13 protein-coding genes and 2 rRNA genes are annotated in these 17,538 nt (G+C 61.8%); 11 read left to right on the top strand and 4 right to left on the bottom strand.

Annotation, left to right across the window (positions count from 1 at the left end):
• Nucleotides 1-2 precede the first annotated feature (2 nt).
• The 8 genes from AC0IYS_RS09425 to ppnP are packed head-to-tail and all read left to right on the top strand — an operon-like array spanning nt 3 to nt 9,074.
• Nucleotides 3-1,817: a methyl-accepting chemotaxis protein gene (locus AC0IYS_RS09425; RefSeq protein WP_471704901.1), complete on the top strand. Its 1,815-nt coding sequence runs from the start codon at nt 3-5 to the stop codon at nt 1,815-1,817.
• 15 nt (nt 1,818-1,832) lie between these two features.
• Nucleotides 1,833-2,294 (top strand): chemotaxis protein CheW, encoded by a 462-nt coding sequence (locus tag AC0IYS_RS09420; RefSeq protein ID WP_471704900.1) that lies wholly within the window; start codon nt 1,833-1,835, stop codon nt 2,292-2,294.
• Nucleotides 2,291-3,541: a CheR family methyltransferase gene (locus AC0IYS_RS09415; protein WP_471704899.1), complete on the top strand. Its 1,251-nt coding sequence runs from the start codon at nt 2,291-2,293 to the stop codon at nt 3,539-3,541. The genes AC0IYS_RS09420 and AC0IYS_RS09415 overlap by 4 nt, the downstream gene beginning before the upstream one ends.
• Before the next feature lie 12 nt (nt 3,542-3,553).
• Entirely contained in the window at nt 3,554-4,249 is a 696-nt protein-coding gene (locus AC0IYS_RS09410) for a chemotaxis protein CheW (RefSeq protein WP_471704898.1), read from the top strand.
• Entirely contained in the window at nt 4,246-6,597 is a 2,352-nt protein-coding gene (locus AC0IYS_RS09405) for a hybrid sensor histidine kinase/response regulator (protein WP_471704897.1), read from the top strand. The genes AC0IYS_RS09410 and AC0IYS_RS09405 overlap by 4 nt, the downstream gene beginning before the upstream one ends.
• Nucleotides 6,594-7,658 (top strand): chemotaxis-specific protein-glutamate methyltransferase CheB, encoded by a 1,065-nt coding sequence (gene cheB / locus AC0IYS_RS09400; RefSeq protein WP_471704896.1) that lies wholly within the window; start codon nt 6,594-6,596, stop codon nt 7,656-7,658. The genes AC0IYS_RS09405 and cheB overlap by 4 nt, the downstream gene beginning before the upstream one ends.
• A 34-nt stretch (nt 7,659-7,692) precedes the next feature.
• Complete coding sequence (locus tag AC0IYS_RS09395; protein ID WP_471704895.1) at nt 7,693-8,763, top strand: diguanylate cyclase; 1,071 nt, start codon at nt 7,693-7,695, stop codon at nt 8,761-8,763.
• Entirely contained in the window at nt 8,760-9,074 is a 315-nt protein-coding gene (gene ppnP, locus AC0IYS_RS09390) for a pyrimidine/purine nucleoside phosphorylase (RefSeq protein ID WP_471704894.1), read from the top strand. Before AC0IYS_RS09395 ends, ppnP begins: the two co-directional genes overlap by 4 nt.
• 73 nt (nt 9,075-9,147) lie before the next feature.
• Here the strand turns inward: ppnP and murB are convergent, their stop codons facing one another.
• Nucleotides 9,148-10,176, bottom strand: coding sequence for a UDP-N-acetylmuramate dehydrogenase (murB, locus tag AC0IYS_RS09385; protein ID WP_471704893.1), 1,029 nt, complete (start codon nt 10,174-10,176; stop codon nt 9,148-9,150).
• Nucleotides 10,177-10,325: 149 nt separating this feature from the next.
• Here murB and AC0IYS_RS09380 point away from each other — a divergent pair, with 149 nt between their 5' ends.
• Together AC0IYS_RS09380 and AC0IYS_RS09375 are read left to right on the top strand one after the other, a co-directional pair.
• Nucleotides 10,326-10,811, top strand: coding sequence for a YajQ family cyclic di-GMP-binding protein (locus AC0IYS_RS09380; protein ID WP_209720217.1), 486 nt, complete (start codon nt 10,326-10,328; stop codon nt 10,809-10,811).
• Between the two features lie 147 nt (nt 10,812-10,958).
• Complete coding sequence (locus AC0IYS_RS09375) at nt 10,959-12,212, top strand: nitronate monooxygenase (protein WP_471704892.1); 1,254 nt, start codon at nt 10,959-10,961, stop codon at nt 12,210-12,212.
• Nucleotides 12,213-12,260: 48 nt separating this feature from the next.
• Here AC0IYS_RS09375 and AC0IYS_RS09370 read toward each other — a convergent pair whose 3' ends face one another.
• Nucleotides 12,261-13,190: an exopolyphosphatase gene (locus AC0IYS_RS09370; RefSeq protein ID WP_471704891.1), complete on the bottom strand. Its 930-nt coding sequence runs from the start codon at nt 13,188-13,190 to the stop codon at nt 12,261-12,263.
• Nucleotides 13,191-13,498: 308 nt separating this feature from the next.
• Between AC0IYS_RS09370 and AC0IYS_RS09365 the strand changes: the two genes are divergently transcribed.
• On the top strand, nt 13,499-14,281 hold the full coding sequence (locus AC0IYS_RS09365; RefSeq protein ID WP_471704890.1) for a trehalose-phosphatase: 783 nt from the start codon (nt 13,499-13,501) through the stop codon (nt 14,279-14,281).
• A gap of 132 nt (nt 14,282-14,413) precedes the next feature.
• Here the strand turns inward: AC0IYS_RS09365 and rrf are convergent.
• Nucleotides 14,414-14,526 (bottom strand): 5S ribosomal RNA (gene rrf / locus AC0IYS_RS09360).
• Nucleotides 14,527-14,658: 132 nt separating this feature from the next.
• Nucleotides 14,659-17,531: ribosomal RNA gene (locus tag AC0IYS_RS09355) — 23S ribosomal RNA — on the bottom strand.
• Nucleotides 17,532-17,538 lie beyond the last annotated feature (7 nt).

Below are 17,538 nucleotides of genomic sequence, written 5' to 3'. Positions count from 1 at the left end.
ACATGTTGAAGCACGCAAGCATCAAGACCAAACTGTATCTGGGCTTCGGCGCCATCCTGGCCATCATCCTGCTGCTGCTGACGATCGCCTACAACCGGTTTAACAGCCTGTCGGACGCCAACGGGTGGGACCGGCATTCGATGGAGGTGATCCAGGCCATCGACAACTTGCGCAACGACCTGCTGCAAGTGCAGGTCGAGGCGCGCGGCTACTACCTGACCGGCGCGCCGGTGCGGCTCGACCGGGCGCGCAAGGAGCTGCTCGACATCCCCGCCTCGGTCCGGCAACTGCAAAAGCTGGTGGCCGACAACCCGGAGCAGCTGGCGCGCTTCAAACAACTCGAATCGATGACCGATGGCTGGGCCAGGGACGTCATCGCCTCGCAACTGGCGATGCGCGAGCAGATGGGCGACAAGCCCGGCGCCGCCGACGCCATGGGGCGCACGCCGCAACTGGCCGGCACCAATTCGGTCATCGGCGGCATCTACAAATTCATGAACGATGCGACCGCCGAGGAAAATCGGCTGCTGGCCGAGCGCACCGCCGCCGCCGAGAGCCTGCAGGCGAGCATGCGGCTGGTGCTGTCGGCCGGCGGCGTGGTCTGCGTGGCGCTGGCCGCGCTGGTGGCCTGGCTGCTGGTGCGCACGCTCACAGCACCGATCAACAACCTGACCCACGCGGTCGGGCGCATCGCCGCCGGCGACCAGTCGGCGCGCGCGCCGGTGCTGTCGGCCGATGAACTGGGCAAGGTCACCGTCGAATTCAACCGCATGGCGCAGTCGATCCAGGACAGCCAGGCCAACGAGCTGGCCGCCACCAACCTGCTCAAGTCCAAGGTCGATTCGCTGCTCGGCGTGGTGTCGAAGGCCGCCTCGGGCGACCTGACCGGCCGCATCGAGATCACCGGCGCCGACGCCATCGGCCAGTTGGGCCATGGGCTCGACCGCATGTTCGACAACCTGCGCGGACTGCTCAACAACGTGCAGAAGGCCGGCATCCAGGTCACCACCTCGGCCACCGAGATCGCCGCCTCGGCCAAGCAGCAGGAGGCGACCGGCATCGAACAGGCGCAGACCAGCGTCGAGATCCTCAGCACCACCAAGGAGATCTCGGCCAACACCATCCATCTGCTCAAGACGATGGAGGACGCCACCGCCGTCGCCGACTACACCACCAGCGCCACCGCCGAGGCGCAAAACAACCTGCAACGCATGGACGGCACCATGCAGCACATGGTCGCGGCCACCGATTCGATCAACGCCAAGCTGGCCGCGCTGTCGGAAAAGGCGTCCAACATCAACAGCGTTTTGATCACCATCACCAAGGTTGCCGACCAGACCAACATCCTGTCGCTCAACGCCGCCATCGAGGCCGAGAAGGCCGGCGACGCCGGCCGCGGCTTCTCGGTCGTGGCAACCGAAATACGCCGCCTGGCCGACCAGACGTCGGTGTCGACCTGGGACATCGAACAAATGCTCAAGGAGATGCAGTCGGCCGTTTCGGCCAGCGTGATGGGCATGGACAAATTCTCCGAGGAGATCCGCCGCAGCGTCGGCGAGGTGCGCCAGGTGACCGACCAGCTCTCCGGCGTGATGGACCAGGTGCAGAAACTGGCGCCGCAGTTCGACGCCGTGCTGCAGGGGATGCAATCGCAGGCGGTCGGCGCGCAGCAGATCTCCGAGACGATGATGCAGCTGAACGACGCCACTCAGCAGACGGTCGAATCGCTCAAGGCCACCAGCGAGGCGGTGCACCAGTTGCAGTACGCGGCCGGCGACCTGCAAACGAGCGTGGCCAACTTCGCCGTCGCGGTCTAGGAACGGGCGGGCGCGATGAAACTGCTCGTCTTCCACATCGGCGCCGACCGCTATGGCCTGCGCCTGCGCGACGTGGTGCGCGTGGTGCCGCTGATCGAGCTCAAACACCTGCCGCTGGCGCCCGACGCCGTGGCCGGCCTGATGGATTACCACGGCCAGTCGGTGCCGGTGATCGATTTATGCCGCATCAGCGGCCTGCCCGCCGGCGCGGATTATTTCGACACCCGCATCATCGTGGTCGACTACCACACGCCGGAGGGAGGCAGCCATCCGCTTGGCCTGCGCGCCGAGCGCGTGCTGGGCGTACAGGAAGTCGGTGAGGCGCGCCTGACCGACAGCGGCGTGCTGGCCGCGCCGTTCCTCGGCCAGGTGGCCGGCGATGCCGACGGCATGCTGCAACTGGTCGAACTGGAGCAGCTGCTGCCCGCATCGCTGCGCGCCATGCTGTTCCAGACTGCGGCGGACCCTCTGCCATGACCCCGGGCCAAGCCATGCTGCACGCCGCGACCGGCTTGAGCCTGTCCAAGGCCGTGGTCGACCGCGCCATCCGCCAGCGGGTGGAGGTGACCGGCGCGCGCGACGCCGGCGCCTACCTGGAGGGCATCGCGCCGGCGGAACTGGAGGCGCTGGTGGAGCTGGTGGTGGTGCCGGAATCGTGGTTCTACCGCGACCAGCAAGCCTTCCATGCGGCGGCAGACTACCTCTCCACGCGGCTCGCATCCACGCCGGAGCGCATGCTGCGCATCCTGACGGTGCCGTGCGCAGGCGGCGAGGAACCCTACACGATGGCGATGGTGCTGTTGGATGCCGGCATTCCGCAAGACCGCTTCATCATCGACGCCGTCGACATCAGCAAGGGCTGCATCGAGCGCGCCAGGACCGGCCTGTATGGCCGCAACGCCTTCCGCAACCAAGACCTGGGCTTCCGCGAGCGCCATTTCACAGCCTGCGAGGGCGACGAGTTCCGCATCAACGACGATATCCGCAAACAGGTGCGCTTCAAGCAAGGCAACATACTGGAAGCGGACCTGGACGCACGCACCGGCTCCTACGACGTGATCTTCTGCCGCAACCTGCTGATCTACTTCGACAAGCCGACCACCAAAGCGGCCATCGCCAAGCTCGATCAGCTGCTGCGGCGCGACGGCCTGCTGTTCGTCGGCTATGCGGAAGTGCCGTCGCTGTGCCAGAACGGCTTTGCGCCGCTGCCCTACGCACAGGCTTTCGGCTTGACCAGGGAAGCGGAGGTTGAGCGGCGCAAGGTGGCGCGCCCGGCGATGCCGCCTCCACCCCGGCCGACGCCGCGCTCCGCGCCGGCGGCCGTGTCGACGCCAGCGCGCCCGCCGACGCCCCCGCCCTCTTCCGCGCGCCTCCCGAGCGCCGCGCCGGCCGCCACGGCGGCGCCGAAGCTCGATCTGCTGGCCGACGCGCGCCGCCTGGCCGACCTGGGTCAACTCAAGGAAGCCGAGGGCAAGTGCCGCGATTATCTGGCGCAAGTGCCCGATTCTGCCGAGGCGTATTTCATACTGGGACTGCTCAACGAATTGACCAAGAAGCTGCAGCTGGCCGAAGACTACTGGAAGCGTTGCATCTATCTGCAGCCGGACCACTACGAAGCGCTATGCCATCTGGCCCTGCTGGCCGAAACCAAAAGCGACACGGCCACCGCCGCCGCGCTGAAGGCACGCGCGGCGCGCATCTACAAACGCCATCAGGCATCATAAGGGCGCCCACACATGACGATCACCACCCATCCCACCCTGCCCGCCCCGCCGGTCGCCATCGAAGACTGCTGGAACCGCATCGGCGTGGTCGGCGACCAGAGTTGCGAAAAGCTGGAGCAGTACGTCCACTGCCGCAATTGCGACGTCTACGCCGGCGCCGCGCAGCGCAACCTGCAACGGCTCGTCGGCGACGACTACAAAAAGGACTGGGCCACGCACTTCCGCCAGGCCGCCACCGACACGCAAGCGCTGGACACGTCGTGCCTGGTGTTCCGCGTCGGCCGCGAATGGTTGTCGTTGCCGACCAAATTGTTCGTCTCGGTGGCGCCGCAGGCGAAGCCGCACCGGCTGCCGCACCGCGCCGCGCGGGGACTGATCGGCATCGTCAACGTCGGCGGCACGCTGCACCCCTGCATGTCGCTGGCGGCGCTGCTGGGCATCGACGACAGCGAAGGCGAGGCCGCGACCCACCGCCACACCTTCGCGCGTTTGCTGTTGATCCGCTGGGAGGACCAGTCGTACGCGCTGCCGGTCGCAGACCTGCACGGCATCATGCGCTACGCCTCCGCCACCGTGCAGGCGCCGGCCGCCACCATCAACAAGGGCCTGAGCCGCTTCCTGTCCGGCGTGCTGTCGCATCAGGACATGCATATCGGGATGCTCGATGCGGCCCTGATCGGCTACCAGCTTGCGAGGACGCTGCGATGAGCCAGGATAACAACGGAGACCTGAGCCAGTTCTCCATGATGGACCTGTTCCGCATGGAGGCGGACAGCCAGACCCAGATCCTGACCGACGGCCTGCTGGCCATGGAGCGCCTGAAGGACGCCGGCACGGTCGAATCGATGATGCGCGCCGCCCACTCGATCAAGGGCGCCGCCGCCATCGTCGGCCTGGAAGTGGTGGTGCAGCTGGCGCACCGCATGGAGGACGCCTTCGTCGCCGCCCAACACGGCAAGCTGGCCCTGACGCCCAACCGGGTCGACGTGCTGCTGGCCGGCGTCGACCTCATATTGCAGCTGTCACGCCTCCAGGACAGCGGCCTTGACCCCTGGCTGGCCGCCAACGCCGCGCACGTCACGAGCACGCTCGACGCCATCACCACCATCGCCTTCCTTCCCGAGCCGGTCAACCTGCAAATGGAGGCGGGCCTGCTGCCGCCCATCTCGGCGCCGGTGACCGCGGCGCCGCACTTCCCGCCCGGCGAGCTGCCGGTGGCGGCGTTCCCGCCTGCTCCGGCGCCAGTCCCCGCCCCGCTTGCGGCACAGATTCCCGCGCCACCGCCGGACGAGCCGCCCGCCGCGCCGGCCGCGCGCGCGCACGCCGCGCCCAAGGCGGCCCAAAACTTCGACAAGCTGCTCTCGCTGGCCAGCGAGTCGCGCATCAACGCGCACCAGATGCATCCGTTCGTGCAGAGCATGCAGCGCTTCAAGCGCAACCAAAGCAGCCTTTTCTCCGTCATCGAGCAGCTGCACGAGGCGATCTCCAACAGCACCGACGCCAAGCTGAAGGAACAGTCGCTGGTGGCGCTGCAAAAGACCCATCCGCTCAAGCAGTTCGTGCTCGAGCACATCGCCGACATCGAAGCCTACGAGCGCCGCCTGCTGGCCGTCTCGCAAGGGATGGTGGACGAGGTGCTGACCATGCGCATGCGGCCGTTTCGCGACGGCGTGCAGTCCTTCCCGCGCATGGTGCGCGACCTTGCGCGTACCTTGGGCAAAGATGTGCGGCTGGAGATCGTCGGCGAGGACACGCTGGTCGACCGCGACATCCTGGCCAGGATCGAAAGTCCGCTCAACCACATGCTGCGCAACGCCATCGACCACGGCATGGACACGGCGTCGGCGCGCATCGCGGCCGGCAAGCCGGGCACCGGCACCATCGTGCTGGAGGCGAAGCACCGCGCCGGCATGCTCAGTATCGAGATCAGCGACGACGGCCGGGGCGTCGACCTGGAGAAAATCCGCCGCCGGGTGATCGAGCGCAAGATGGCCAGTGCGCAGATGGCCGGCTCGCTGTCGTCGGCCGAGCTGCTGGAATTCCTGTTCCTGCCGGCCTTCAGCCTGAAGGAAAGCACCACCGAAATTTCCGGGCGCGGCGTAGGCCTCGACATCGTCCACGAAACCATCCGCTCGCAAAACGGCACCGTGCGCATCGAATCGGAGCTCGGCGTCGGCTTCCGCACCTTCATCACGCTGCCGCTGACCCAGTCCATCGTGCGGGCGCTGGTGGTCGACGTCAAGGGCGAAGCCTACGCCATGCCGATCGCCCAGGTCGAACGGGTGGTCAAGATACCGCAATCGGCCATCCACACGCTGGAGAACAAGCAGTTCTTCGACTACGGCGGCGAGCATCTGGGCCTGGTCTCGGCCTCGCAGGTGCTGGAACTGGGCGACACCGACGCCGGCAGCGGCGAGTTGGCGGTGGTTGTCATCGGCACCGGCGCGCGCCGCTACGCGCTGGTGGTCGACACCATCCGCGGCGAACAAAGCCTGGCGGTGCAAAGCATCGATCCGATCTTCGGCAAGATGCGCGACATCTCGGCCGCCGCCCTGCTCGACGACGGCGAACCGGTGCTGATACTGGATGTGCCGGACCTGCTGCTGTCGATCGACAAACTGCTGCACGAGGGCGGCCTGCATCAACTGACCAAGTCCGACCACGCCGAACGGCGCAAGACCAAGCGCATCCTGGTGGTCGACGATTCGCTGACGGTGCGCGAAATGGAGCGCAAACTGCTGCTTGGCAGGGGCTTCCAGGTCGACATCGCGATCGACGGCATCGACGGCTGGAACGTGGTGCGCAGCGGCGACTACGACCTGGTGATCACCGACGTCGACATGCCGCGCATGGACGGTATCGAACTTGTCACGCTTATTAAGAAGGACATTCACCTCCATAAGCTGCCAGTCATGATAGTCTCCTATAAAGACAGACCCGAAGACCGGGCGCGCGGGCTTTCGGCCGGCGCAGACTACTACCTGACCAAGGGCAGCTTCCACGACGAGACGCTGCTTGACGCGGTCAGCGATTTGATTGGAGATGCCCGTAGATGAAGATCGCCATCGCCAACGATGTCGCCATGGCAGCGGAAGCGCTGCGGCGCGTGGTGGCCAGCACCGCCGAACACCAGGTGCTGTGGATCGCCCGCACCGGCGCGGAGGCGGTGCGCATGTGCGCCGACAACCGGCCCGACCTGATCCTGATGGATTTGAACATGCCGGAGCTGGACGGCGTCGAGGCCACCCGGCAGATCATGGAACACAGCCCGTGCGCGATCCTGGTGGTGACCGGCCGCCCGCAGGACAACGTCAACCAGGTGTTCCGCGCGCTCGGCGCCGGCGCGCTGGACGTGACGGCGACGCCGGTGTTGCAGGGCCAGCCCGGCGGCGACAGCGAATTACTGGCCAAGATCCGCACCATGGACAAGCTGATACGCCATAGCGGCGGCACCCAGGCGATGGCGCCGCGAACCTCGCCGAACGGCGCGGCCAATGGCCAGGCCCAGGGCTGGCACCACAGCGCCGACGGTCCGGGCGTGCCGGTGCAGGTGACGTCGCTGCTGGCGATCGGCGCCTCGACCGGCGGCCCGATGGCCGTCTCCAAGCTGCTGGCCGGCTGGACGCCGCCGCGCGGCTGCGCCATCGTGGTGGTGCAGCACATCGACCAGCACTTCGCCGACAACTTCGCGCGCTGGCTCGGCGAGCAGCTCGACATGCCGGTGCGCGCAGCCGAGGAAGGCGACGAACTGGCCGCCGGCACCGTCCTTATCGCCAAGAGTAACGATCACTTAACGCTGGATCAAAATTATCGGTTACGGTACGATGCCAATCCGAAGGAGTACGCCTACCGGCCGTCGGTCGACGTGTTTTTCCATTGCGTCGCCCAGCATTGGAAGGGCGAAGCGATCGGCGTGCTGCTGACCGGCATGGGCCGCGACGGCGCCGAGGGCCTGCTGGCCATGCGCCGCGCCGGCCACACCACGATCGCGCAGGACCAGGCCAGCAGCGCCGTCTACGGCATGCCGCGCGCCGCCGCCGAACTGGATGCGGCGCAGATGGTTTTACCGCTGACGAAGATCGGCCCCGTTTTACGCAGCACCCTGGGCAGCCGCTGATCCGCACCGGCGCCGACACTTAAAGAGAACACCGATGTCAGAAGCAAACGCATTCGCAGCAGATCCAGAAGCGGCGCTGACCGCCTTCAAAGTGCGGGTACTCCTGGTGGACGACCAGTTGATCATCGTCGAAGCGGTGCGCCGCATGCTCAGCGACCAGCCGGATATCGAGTTCCATTACACGACCGACGCCGGACAGGCGTTGCAGACAGCCCTGCAGCTGCAGCCGACGGTGATCCTGCAGGATCTGGTGATGCCGACCATCGACGGTTTCGGCTTGATCAAGATCTACCGCGACGAGGAAGCGCTGCGCCATGTGCCGGTGATCGTGCTGTCGGCAAAGGAAGACCCCAAGCTCAAGGCGCACAGCTTCTCCATGGGCGCCAACGACTACATGGTCAAGCTGCCCGACAAGCTGGAGCTGCTGGCTCGGGTGCGCTATCACTCCGGCGCGCATATCAGCCGCCTGCAGCGGGACCAGGCGTTCCGCTTCCTGCGAGAGAGCCAGAAGAACCTCGCCGACGCCAACATCGAGCTGCAAAAGCTGGCGGCGCTCGACGCGCTGACCGGCATCGCCAACCGGCGCCGCTTCGACGAGACCATGGCGGTCGAATGGCAGCGCGCGCAGCGCGACAAGAAGCCACTGACCCTGCTGCTGTGCGACGTGGATTTCTTCAAACTGTACAACGACAGCTTCGGCCACCTGGCGGGCGATTTGTGCCTGAAGAAGGTGGCGGCCGTCCTGACCGAACATTTGAAGCGCCCCGCCGATCTGGCGGCGCGCTACGGCGGCGAGGAATTCGTCATTATCCTGCCTGAGACACCGCTGACCGGGGCACTGATCGTGGCCGAGTCATGCCGCCGCCACCTGGAACACCTGGCCATCGAAAATCCCCAGGCGAACACCGAGCTGTCATCGGTGACGATGTCGATCGGCGTGGCGAGCGTGATACCTTCGCCGCAGTCGAGTATCGAGGATCTGATCGAGATGGCCGACCAGGCGCTGTACGCCGCGAAGAACGCAGGCCGCAACCGCGTCATGAGCGCGGACGACCTGCCCGGCGCCACCACCCCATCATCCCAACAAGGAAAAACCGCAGCATGAGTGCTCAATTTGATCAAGTCAGCGTCGTCAAGAAATCGAACATCTACTTCGACGGCAAATGCGTGTCGCACAATATCATCCTCGCCGACGGCAGCAAGAAGAGCGTCGGCGTGATCTTCCCATCGAGCCTGACCTTTAACACCGGCGCGCCGGAGACCATGGAGATCACCGGCGGCGTGTGCAAGGTGCGCCAGGCCGGCGCCACGGAATGGCAGACTTACGGCGCAGGGCAGGAATTCAAAGTGCCCGCGAATTCGCACTTCGACATCGAGACCGTGGAGACGGTCGATTACGTTTGCCATTTCGGCTAAACCGTAACCCCCGCACGGCGATCCGTCGCGGGGTCGTACCCTGTACGGGGTACGACCCCTCTGTCCTGCGGGTTTAAACGAACACCGGCTCCGGCTCCAGCAACACACCGTACTTCGCCTGCACATCCGCCTGGATCGCCCGCGCCAGCGCCACCACATCGGCGCCGGTCGCGCCGCCGTTATTGACCAGCACCAGCGCCTGTTTTGGATACACGCCGGCCGCGCCGAGGTTCCTGCCCTTCCACCCGCATTGATCGATCAACCAGCCGGCCGCCAGCTTCTCCGTGCCGTCGGGCTGCACGTGATGCACCAAAGCCGGAAAACGCTCCAGCAGCGCCGCGCACTGCGCGCCCGTCACCACTGGATTTTTAAAGAAGCTGCCGGCGTTGCCGATCACCGCCGGATCGGGCAGTTTGCGGCGGCGGATCGCCACCACCGTATCGGCCACTTGCTGTGCGCTTGGCGTGGCATGTCCCTGCTCGGCCACCGCCTGCGCCAGTTCCGCATACCGCAAATTCGGCTGCCACTGCTTCGGCAGCGCGAACGTCACATCCAGAATAATCAAATGGCGCCCGGCGTCCTGTTTGAAGATGCTGTCGCGATAACCAAACCGGCAGGCGCCGGCATCCATCGCATACGTCGTCGCGCTGACCGGATCGAACACCGTCACGCTGTGGAAGACGTCCTTGGTCTCCAACCCATACGCGCCGATATTCTGGATCGGCGCCGCGCCGACGGTGCCGGGTATCAGCGAGAGGTTTTCCAACCCACCCATGCCCTGCGCCAGGGTCCATTGCACGAAGCCGTGCCAGTTCTCGCCGGCGGCCGCGCGCACGAAATGGCTGCGCTCATCGCCGCCGGCGACCTGCTTGCCCTCGAGCGCGATGTGCAGCACCAGCCCGGGAAAATCCCCGGTGAGCAGCAGATTGCTGCCGCCGCCTAACACCAGCCGCGGCAAAGCAGCCCAGGCGGCATCGGCAAGAGCACCGAGCAATTGCTCTGTTTTCGTCACGCGCAAATACGCGTGCGCAGTCGCGGCGATGCCGAAGGTATTGAGGGACTGTAGGGGAAACTGATGCTGGATGGGAGACTGTGGATGCATGAAGGAAAAACCGATTAATTTAGTCGATTATAGAGCGAAACAAGTAAAAAACCAGCGCCCGTATGGGGGTGACCGGCCGGTTGTCCGTTAAAATGTCAGACTTTGATGGGGAGCGGTAGCGCCCCATGCCACACGAAAAGGAAATAGCCATGCCGTCGTTTGATGTAGTGTCCGAAGCAGATATGATCGAAGTGAAGAATGCCGTCGAGCAATCTCAAAAGGAAATCGCCACCCGCTTTGACTTCAAGGGGACCGGCGCATCCGTCGAGCACAAGGAAAACGAACTGACCGTTGTCGCCGATTCCGAGTTCCAGCTGCAGCAAGTGCGCGACGTGTTGACCAACAAACTGTCCAAGCGCAAGGTCGACGTGCGCTTCCTCGAGGACGGCGACATCAAGAAGGTCGGCGGCGACAAGGTCAAGCAAGTCATCAAGATCAAGAACGGCATCGAGGCCGATGCCGCCAAGAAAATCGTGCGCGTCATCAAGGACAGCAAAATGAAGGTGCAGGCCAGCATCCAGGGAGAAGCCGTGCGCGTGACCGGCGCCAAGCGCGACGATCTGCAAGCCGCGATGGCCATGCTGCGCAAGGACGTCCCCGACATGCCGCTCGAGTTCAACAACTTCCGCGACTGATCCCGCCCGCGCGGCGTTGCCGCGCCGTCACAGAGCGGTAGCACACTTGGAGTAGAATTACTTGAGCCTCCATCGACGATGCTGCCGCGCGACCTGCATACCGCCGGGCCACGCCCGGCAAACAACCTCGGTAGTCTAAGGATAGCAATGAAACGTGTTGATGATTTCCGCCTGCGATTTGGCAAAAACGAGTACGTGCCCATCATGGTCGGCGGAATGGGTGTGGACATTTCGACCTCGGAACTGGCGCTGGAAGCGGCCCGCCTGGGCGGCATCGGCCACATCTCCGATGCAATGGTCGAAGACGTGTCCGACCGCAAGTTCGATACGAGCTTCGTCAAGGATAAAACCAAGCTCTACAAGTTCAACATCAACAATTCGGACAAGTCGGTGGTGCAGTTCGACCTCGAGCGCCTGGCCGACGCCCAGCGCCGCCACATCGGCGCCACCATGGCGGCGAAAAAAGGCGATGGCCTGATCTTCGTGAACTGCATGGAAAAGCTGACCATGAACGGTCCGCGCGAAACCTTGCGCACGCGCCTGAACGCGGCGCTGGACGCCGGCATCGACGGCATCACCTTGTCGGCCGGCCTGCACTTCGGCTCGTTCGCCTTGATGGCCGACCATCCGCGCTTCCGCGAAGCCAAGCTGGGCATCATCGTTTCGTCGGTGCGCGCGCTGCAGATCTTCCTGCGCAAGAACGCCAAGCTGAACCGCCTGCCCGACTTCATCATCGTCGAAGGCCCGCTGGCCGGCGGCCACCTGGGCTTCGGCATGGACTGGGCCGAATACGACCTGATGGCGATCACCAAGGAACTGCTGGCCTACCTGAAAACCGAGAACCTCGACATTCCGCTGATCGCGGCCGGTGGCATCTTCACCGGCAGCGACGCCGTGAGCTTCCTCGAAGCGGGCGCGGCGGGCGTGCAGGTGGCGACCCGCTTTACCATCACCAACGAATGCGGCCTGCCGGCCAAGGTGAAACAGGAATACGTCAAGGCCACCGAGGACGACATCATCGTCAACGGCATCTCGCCGACCGGCTATCCGATGCGCATGCTCAAAAGCACGCCGGCGATCGGCGGCGGCATCCGTCCGGGCTGCGAATCCTACGGCTACCTGCTGGACGCGACCGGCAATTGCGCCTACATCAACTCGTACAACCGCGAAGTGGCGGCGCATCCGAACGAGAAAAACATCGTCGTGATGGACAAGACCTGCCTGTGCACGCACATGCGCAACTTCAACTGCTGGACCTGCGGCCACTACACCTACCGCCTGAAGGACACCACGCACAAGAAGCCGGACGGCGAGTACCAGCTGCTGTCGGCCGAGCACGTGTTCAAGGACTACCAGTTCAGCACCGACAACCAGATCGCGCTGCCGGAAAAAGAGTTCTGACCGGCGACGGATCGCGGACATGAAAAACGGCGCCTCGGCGCCGTTTTTTTATCCTTCGGAATTGATCCGGTGGATCAGCGCCCCCAGTACTTCCTCGGAACGCTCGTTGTCGACCTGGCAGGTGCCGGCGTTCTCGTGCCCGCCGCCGCCGTACTCCAGCATCAGGGCGCCGATGTTGGTTTTCGACGTGCGGTTCAAGATCGATTTGCCGGTGGCGAACACGGTGTTCTGGTTCTTCAGCCCCCACAGCACGTGGATCGAGATGTTCGTCTGCGGGAACAGCGCATAGATGATGAAGCGATTGCCGGCGAAGATGATTTCCTCGTTGCGCAGATCCAGCACCACCAGGTTTTTGTGCACCTGCGCGCAGCGGCGGATCTGGTCCTTGCACTTTTCCGCATGCTCGAAATACAGGTCCTTGCGCTCCTTCACGTCCGGCAAAGCCATGATCTGCTCGATCGTATGGTTCTTGCACGCGTCGATCAAGTCCATCATCAGGTTGTAGTTGGAGATGCGGAACTCGCGGAAGCGGCCCAGGCCGGTGCGCGCGTCCATCAGGAAGTTCAGCAGGTCCCAGCCTTCCGGATTGAGCACTTCCTGTTCGTTGAAGCGCGCGGCGTCGCCCTTGTCGACCGCCGCCATCATGTCGCCCCATGAGACCGGGAAAGCTTTCTCGGCGCCGTAGTAATCGTAGACCACCCGCGCGGCCGACGGCGCCTCCGGGTGGATCACGTGGTTGGCGCGCTCGCCGGTGTTGCGGATGGTTTCCGACAGATGGTGGTCGAAGGCGATGTGCACGCCCGGCACGTAGGGAAGATTGGTCGTGATGTCGTTGTCGGTGATCGCGATCTTCCCGTCTTGCATGTCCTTCGGATGCACGAACAGGATGTCGTCGATCATGTCCAGGTGTTTCAGCAGCACGGCGCAGACGAGGCCGTCGAAATCGCTGCGGGTGACCAGACGGAATTTATTTGCCATGAATACACCTCAAAAGTTGAACAGTGCGATCGTCCATCATACATGCCCCAAGGCACAAAAAGCGCAAAAGGCAACGCTTATAGTTGCGTCGAATCATTTCTACATCAAGTGTTCAATAGGATCGCGTTTGACATGCGACATTCCGGGCAGTACGATAAATTTCTTTAACTGGGTTTGAACGGGCGATGTCGGCCCGAGCTCCGTGGCAAGGCATTCTCCGCCTCCACGATACGGTTCAGTTCGAACCCCTCTGATCACCCGCAGGCCGCCGCTTTCAAGGAACAAGGCGCCGCGCAACAAGGAGGGGCATGATTCATTTGCTTTCATTAGCCGGCAAACGGGCACTCGCGGAACTTGTCGCGACCGAGCCGGTACTTGCATTCACTTTCGACGGCACCCTGGCGCCGCCAGTCGTGCTGCCCAGCCAGGCACGCATGCAGCCGGCGCTGGAGCGTTGCTTCCGCGACCTGTGCGCTTTGCTGCCGGTCGCCGTCATTACCGGTCGCGGCCTGGACGATGTCGAGGCGCGGTTGCCGGTGCGTCCCGCTTATCTCGTTGGAAATCATGGCTCGGGTTGCTTGCCCGGCCAGGAGGATGACGCGCCGCGTGCGCGGGATATCTGCGCGGCCTGGTTGCGGCAGATGATCGACGAGCATGGCTTGCACAAAGTCGATCCTGGATTGCTGATCGCCGATCACGGCTGTTCCCTGTGGCTGCATTACCGGCTGCTGCGCGACCGGCCGCACACGATGCGGGAGATTGAACGAGTGCTGGCTGCGCTGGAGCCGGCGCCGGTGGTGGTCGGAGCGCGCAGCGGCATCAATTTGCTGCCGCCGGACGCGCCGGGCAAGCGCATGACGTTGAATACGGTGCTGGATCATGCCTCGCGACATACGGCGCTGTACATCGGCGAGGATGAGGCGGATGAGCAGATCTTCCGCGATGCGCCGGAGTCCTGGCTGACGGTGCGTATCGGGCGCAGCAAGGACAGCGCGGCGCGGTATTTCTTACACCATCAGTTCGAGGTGCTGGAGTGTCTGCAGTATTTGCTTGGCAGAATACGCCGGCATGAGGCGATCGCTCATGCCTGAGCTGCGGGCGGATTATCAATGGCGGATTACGCTTCGCTAATCCGCCCTACGTCTCCGGAACGTCATTAACGTTTCGTCCAGACGAAAAAAAGCCCCGACCAAATCATTGGAAGGGGCTTTTTAATATAACTAGCCTGACAATAACCTACTTTCACACTGGTTGCAGCACTATCATCGGCGCAGAGTTGTTTCACGGTCCTGTTCGGGATGGGAAGGGGTGGGACCAACTTGCTATGGTCATCAGGCATTGACTTGTACGAGCCGCGTTCTTGTGAACGTTGCTCAGAATCTGGAGAAGTAAGTAAATGGGGTAATGAAGTTGTGTATCAACGAACGCCTCAACGCACTTCTTATTCACCATAACCTGCTAAGGTTATAGGGACAAGCCGTACGGGCAATTAGTATCAGTTAGCTTAATGCATTACTGCACTTCCACACCTGACCTATCAACGTCCTGGTCTCGAACGACCCTTCAAAGAGCTCAAGGCTCTGGGAAATCTCATCTTAAGGCAAGTTTCCCGCTTAGATGCTTTCAGCGGTTATCTCTTCCAGACTTAGCTACCCGGCAATGCCACTGGCGTGACAACCGGTACACCAGAGGTCTGTCCACTCCGGTCCTCTCGTACTAGGAGCAGCCCCCTTCAAATTTCCAACGCCCACGGCAGATAGGGACCAAACTGTCTCACGACGTTTTAAACCCAGCTCACGTACCACTTTAAATGGCGAACAGCCATACCCTTGGGACCGGCTACAGCCCCAGGATGTGATGAGCCGACATCGAGGTGCCAAACTCCCCCGTCGATATGAACTCTTGGGAGGAATCAGCCTGTTATCCCCAGAGTACCTTTTATCCGTTGAGCGATGGCCCTTCCATACAGAACCACCGGATCACTATGTCCTACTTTCGTACCTGCTCGACTTGTCAGTCTCGCAGTTAAGCACGCTTATGCCATTGCACTATTAGCACGATGTCCGACCGTACCTAGCGTACCTTCGAACTCCTCCGTTACACTTTAGGAGGAGACCGCCCCAGTCAAACTGCCTACCATGCACTGTCCCCGACCCGGATAACGGGCCAAGGTTAGAACCTCAAATGAACCAGGGTGGTATTTCAAGGTTGGCTCCACGAGAACTGGCGTCCCCGCTTCAAAGCCTCCCACCTATCCTACACAGATTGATTCAAAGTCCAATGCAAAGCTACAGTAAAGGTTCATGGGGTCTTTCCGTCTAGCCGCGGGTAGATTGCATCATCACAAACACTTCAACTTCGCTGAGTCTCGGGAGGAGACAGTGTGGCCATCGTTACGCCATTCGTGCAGGTCGGAACTTACCCGACAAGGAATTTCGCTACCTTAGGACCGTTATAGTTACGGCCGCCGTTTACTGGGACTTCAATCAAGAGCTTGCACCCCATCATTTAATCTTCCAGCACCGGGCAGGCGTCACACCCTATACGTCCACTTTCGTGTTTGCAGAGTGCTGTGTTTTTATTAAACAGTCGCAGCCACCAGTTTATTGCAACCCGTTCACCCTACTGAAGTAAATCAGCCAAGCTACAAGGGCGTACCTTTTCCCGAAGTTACGGTACCAATTTGCCGAGTTCCTTCTCCCGAGTTCTCTCAAGCGCCTTAGAATACTCATCTCGCCCACCTGTGTCGGTTTGCGGTACGGTCTCGTATGACTGAAGCTTAGAGGCTTTTCTTGGAACCACTTCCGATTGCTTCGAGACCTAAGTCTCTCGTCCCACTCCCTTGAATTACGCGCCCGGATTTGCCTAAGCGCCTTCTATGAAGCAGCAACCAACTATTCCAACAGTTGGACAACCTTCCGCGATCCGTCCCCCCATCGCATCATACGACGGTGCAGGAATATTAACCTGCTTCCCATCAGCTACGCATCTCTGCCTCGCCTTAGGGGCCGACTCACCCTGCTCCGATGAACGTTGAACAGGAAACCTTGGGCTTACGGCGTGGGGGCTTTTCACCCCCATTATCGCTACTCATGTCAGCATTCGCACTTCTGATACCTCCAGCATCCTTTACAAGACACCTTCGCAGGCTTACAGAACGCTCTCCTACCATATGCTTACGCATATCCGCAGCTTCGGTGACTGGCTTAGCCCCGTTACATCTTCCGCGCAGGACGACTCGATCAGTGAGCTATTACGCTTTCTTTAAATGATGGCTGCTTCTAAGCCAACATCCTGACTGTTTTAGCCTTCCCACTTCGTTTTCCACTTAGCCAATCTTTGGGACCTTAGCTGGCGGTCTGGGTTGTTTCCCTCTTGACGCCGGACGTTAGCACCCGACGTCTGTCTCCCAAGCTCGCACTCATCGGTATTCGGAGTTTGCAATGGTTTGGTAAGTCGCGATGACCCCCTAGCCATAACAGTGCTCTACCCCCGATGGTGATACTTGAGGCACTACCTAAATAGTTTTCGGAGAGAACCAGCTATTTCCAAGTTTGTTTAGCCTTTCACCCCTACCCACAGCTCATCCCCTAATTTTTCAACATTAGTGGGTTCGGACCTCCAGTGCGTGTTACCGCACCTTCATCCTGGCCATGAGTAGATCACTTGGTTTCGGGTCTACACCCAGCGACTATCGCCCTGTTCGGACTCGATTTCTCTACGGCTTCCCTATATGGTTAACCTTGCCACTGAATGTAAGTCGCTGACCCATTATACAAAAGGTACGCAGTCACGGAACAAGTCCGCTCCTACTGTTTGTATGCACACGGTTTCAGGATCTATTTCACTCCCCTCCCGGGGTTCTTTTCGCCTTTCCCTCACGGTACTGGTTCACTATCGGTCGATTACGAGTATTTAGCCTTGGAGGATGGTCCCCCCATATTCAGACAGGATTTCTCGTGTCCCGCCCTACTTGTCGCACGCTTAGTTCCACACATCGCATTTCACATACGGGGCTATCACCCGCTATGGCTCCTATTTCCAGAGGATTCTGTTATGCGTCATGCTAAAACGTGCAGGCTCTTCCCATTTCGCTCGCCACTACTTTGGGAATCTCGGTTGATTTATTTTCCTGCAGCTACTTAGATGTTTCAGTTCGCCGCGTTCGCTTTGCATACCTATGTATTCAGTATGCAATGACCTAAAAGGCCGGGTTTCCCCATTCGGAAATCTGCGGATCAAAGCTTGTTTGCTAGCTCCCCGCAGCTTATCGCAAGCTACTACGTCCTTCATCGCCTGTAATCGCCAAGGCATCCACCATGTGCACTTATTCACTTGTCCCTATAAC

The organism is Duganella sp. AC237 (assembly GCF_979254035.1).
Note: the sequence above shows the minus strand (reverse complement) of the source record. Positions and strands in the feature narration are given on the sequence as shown.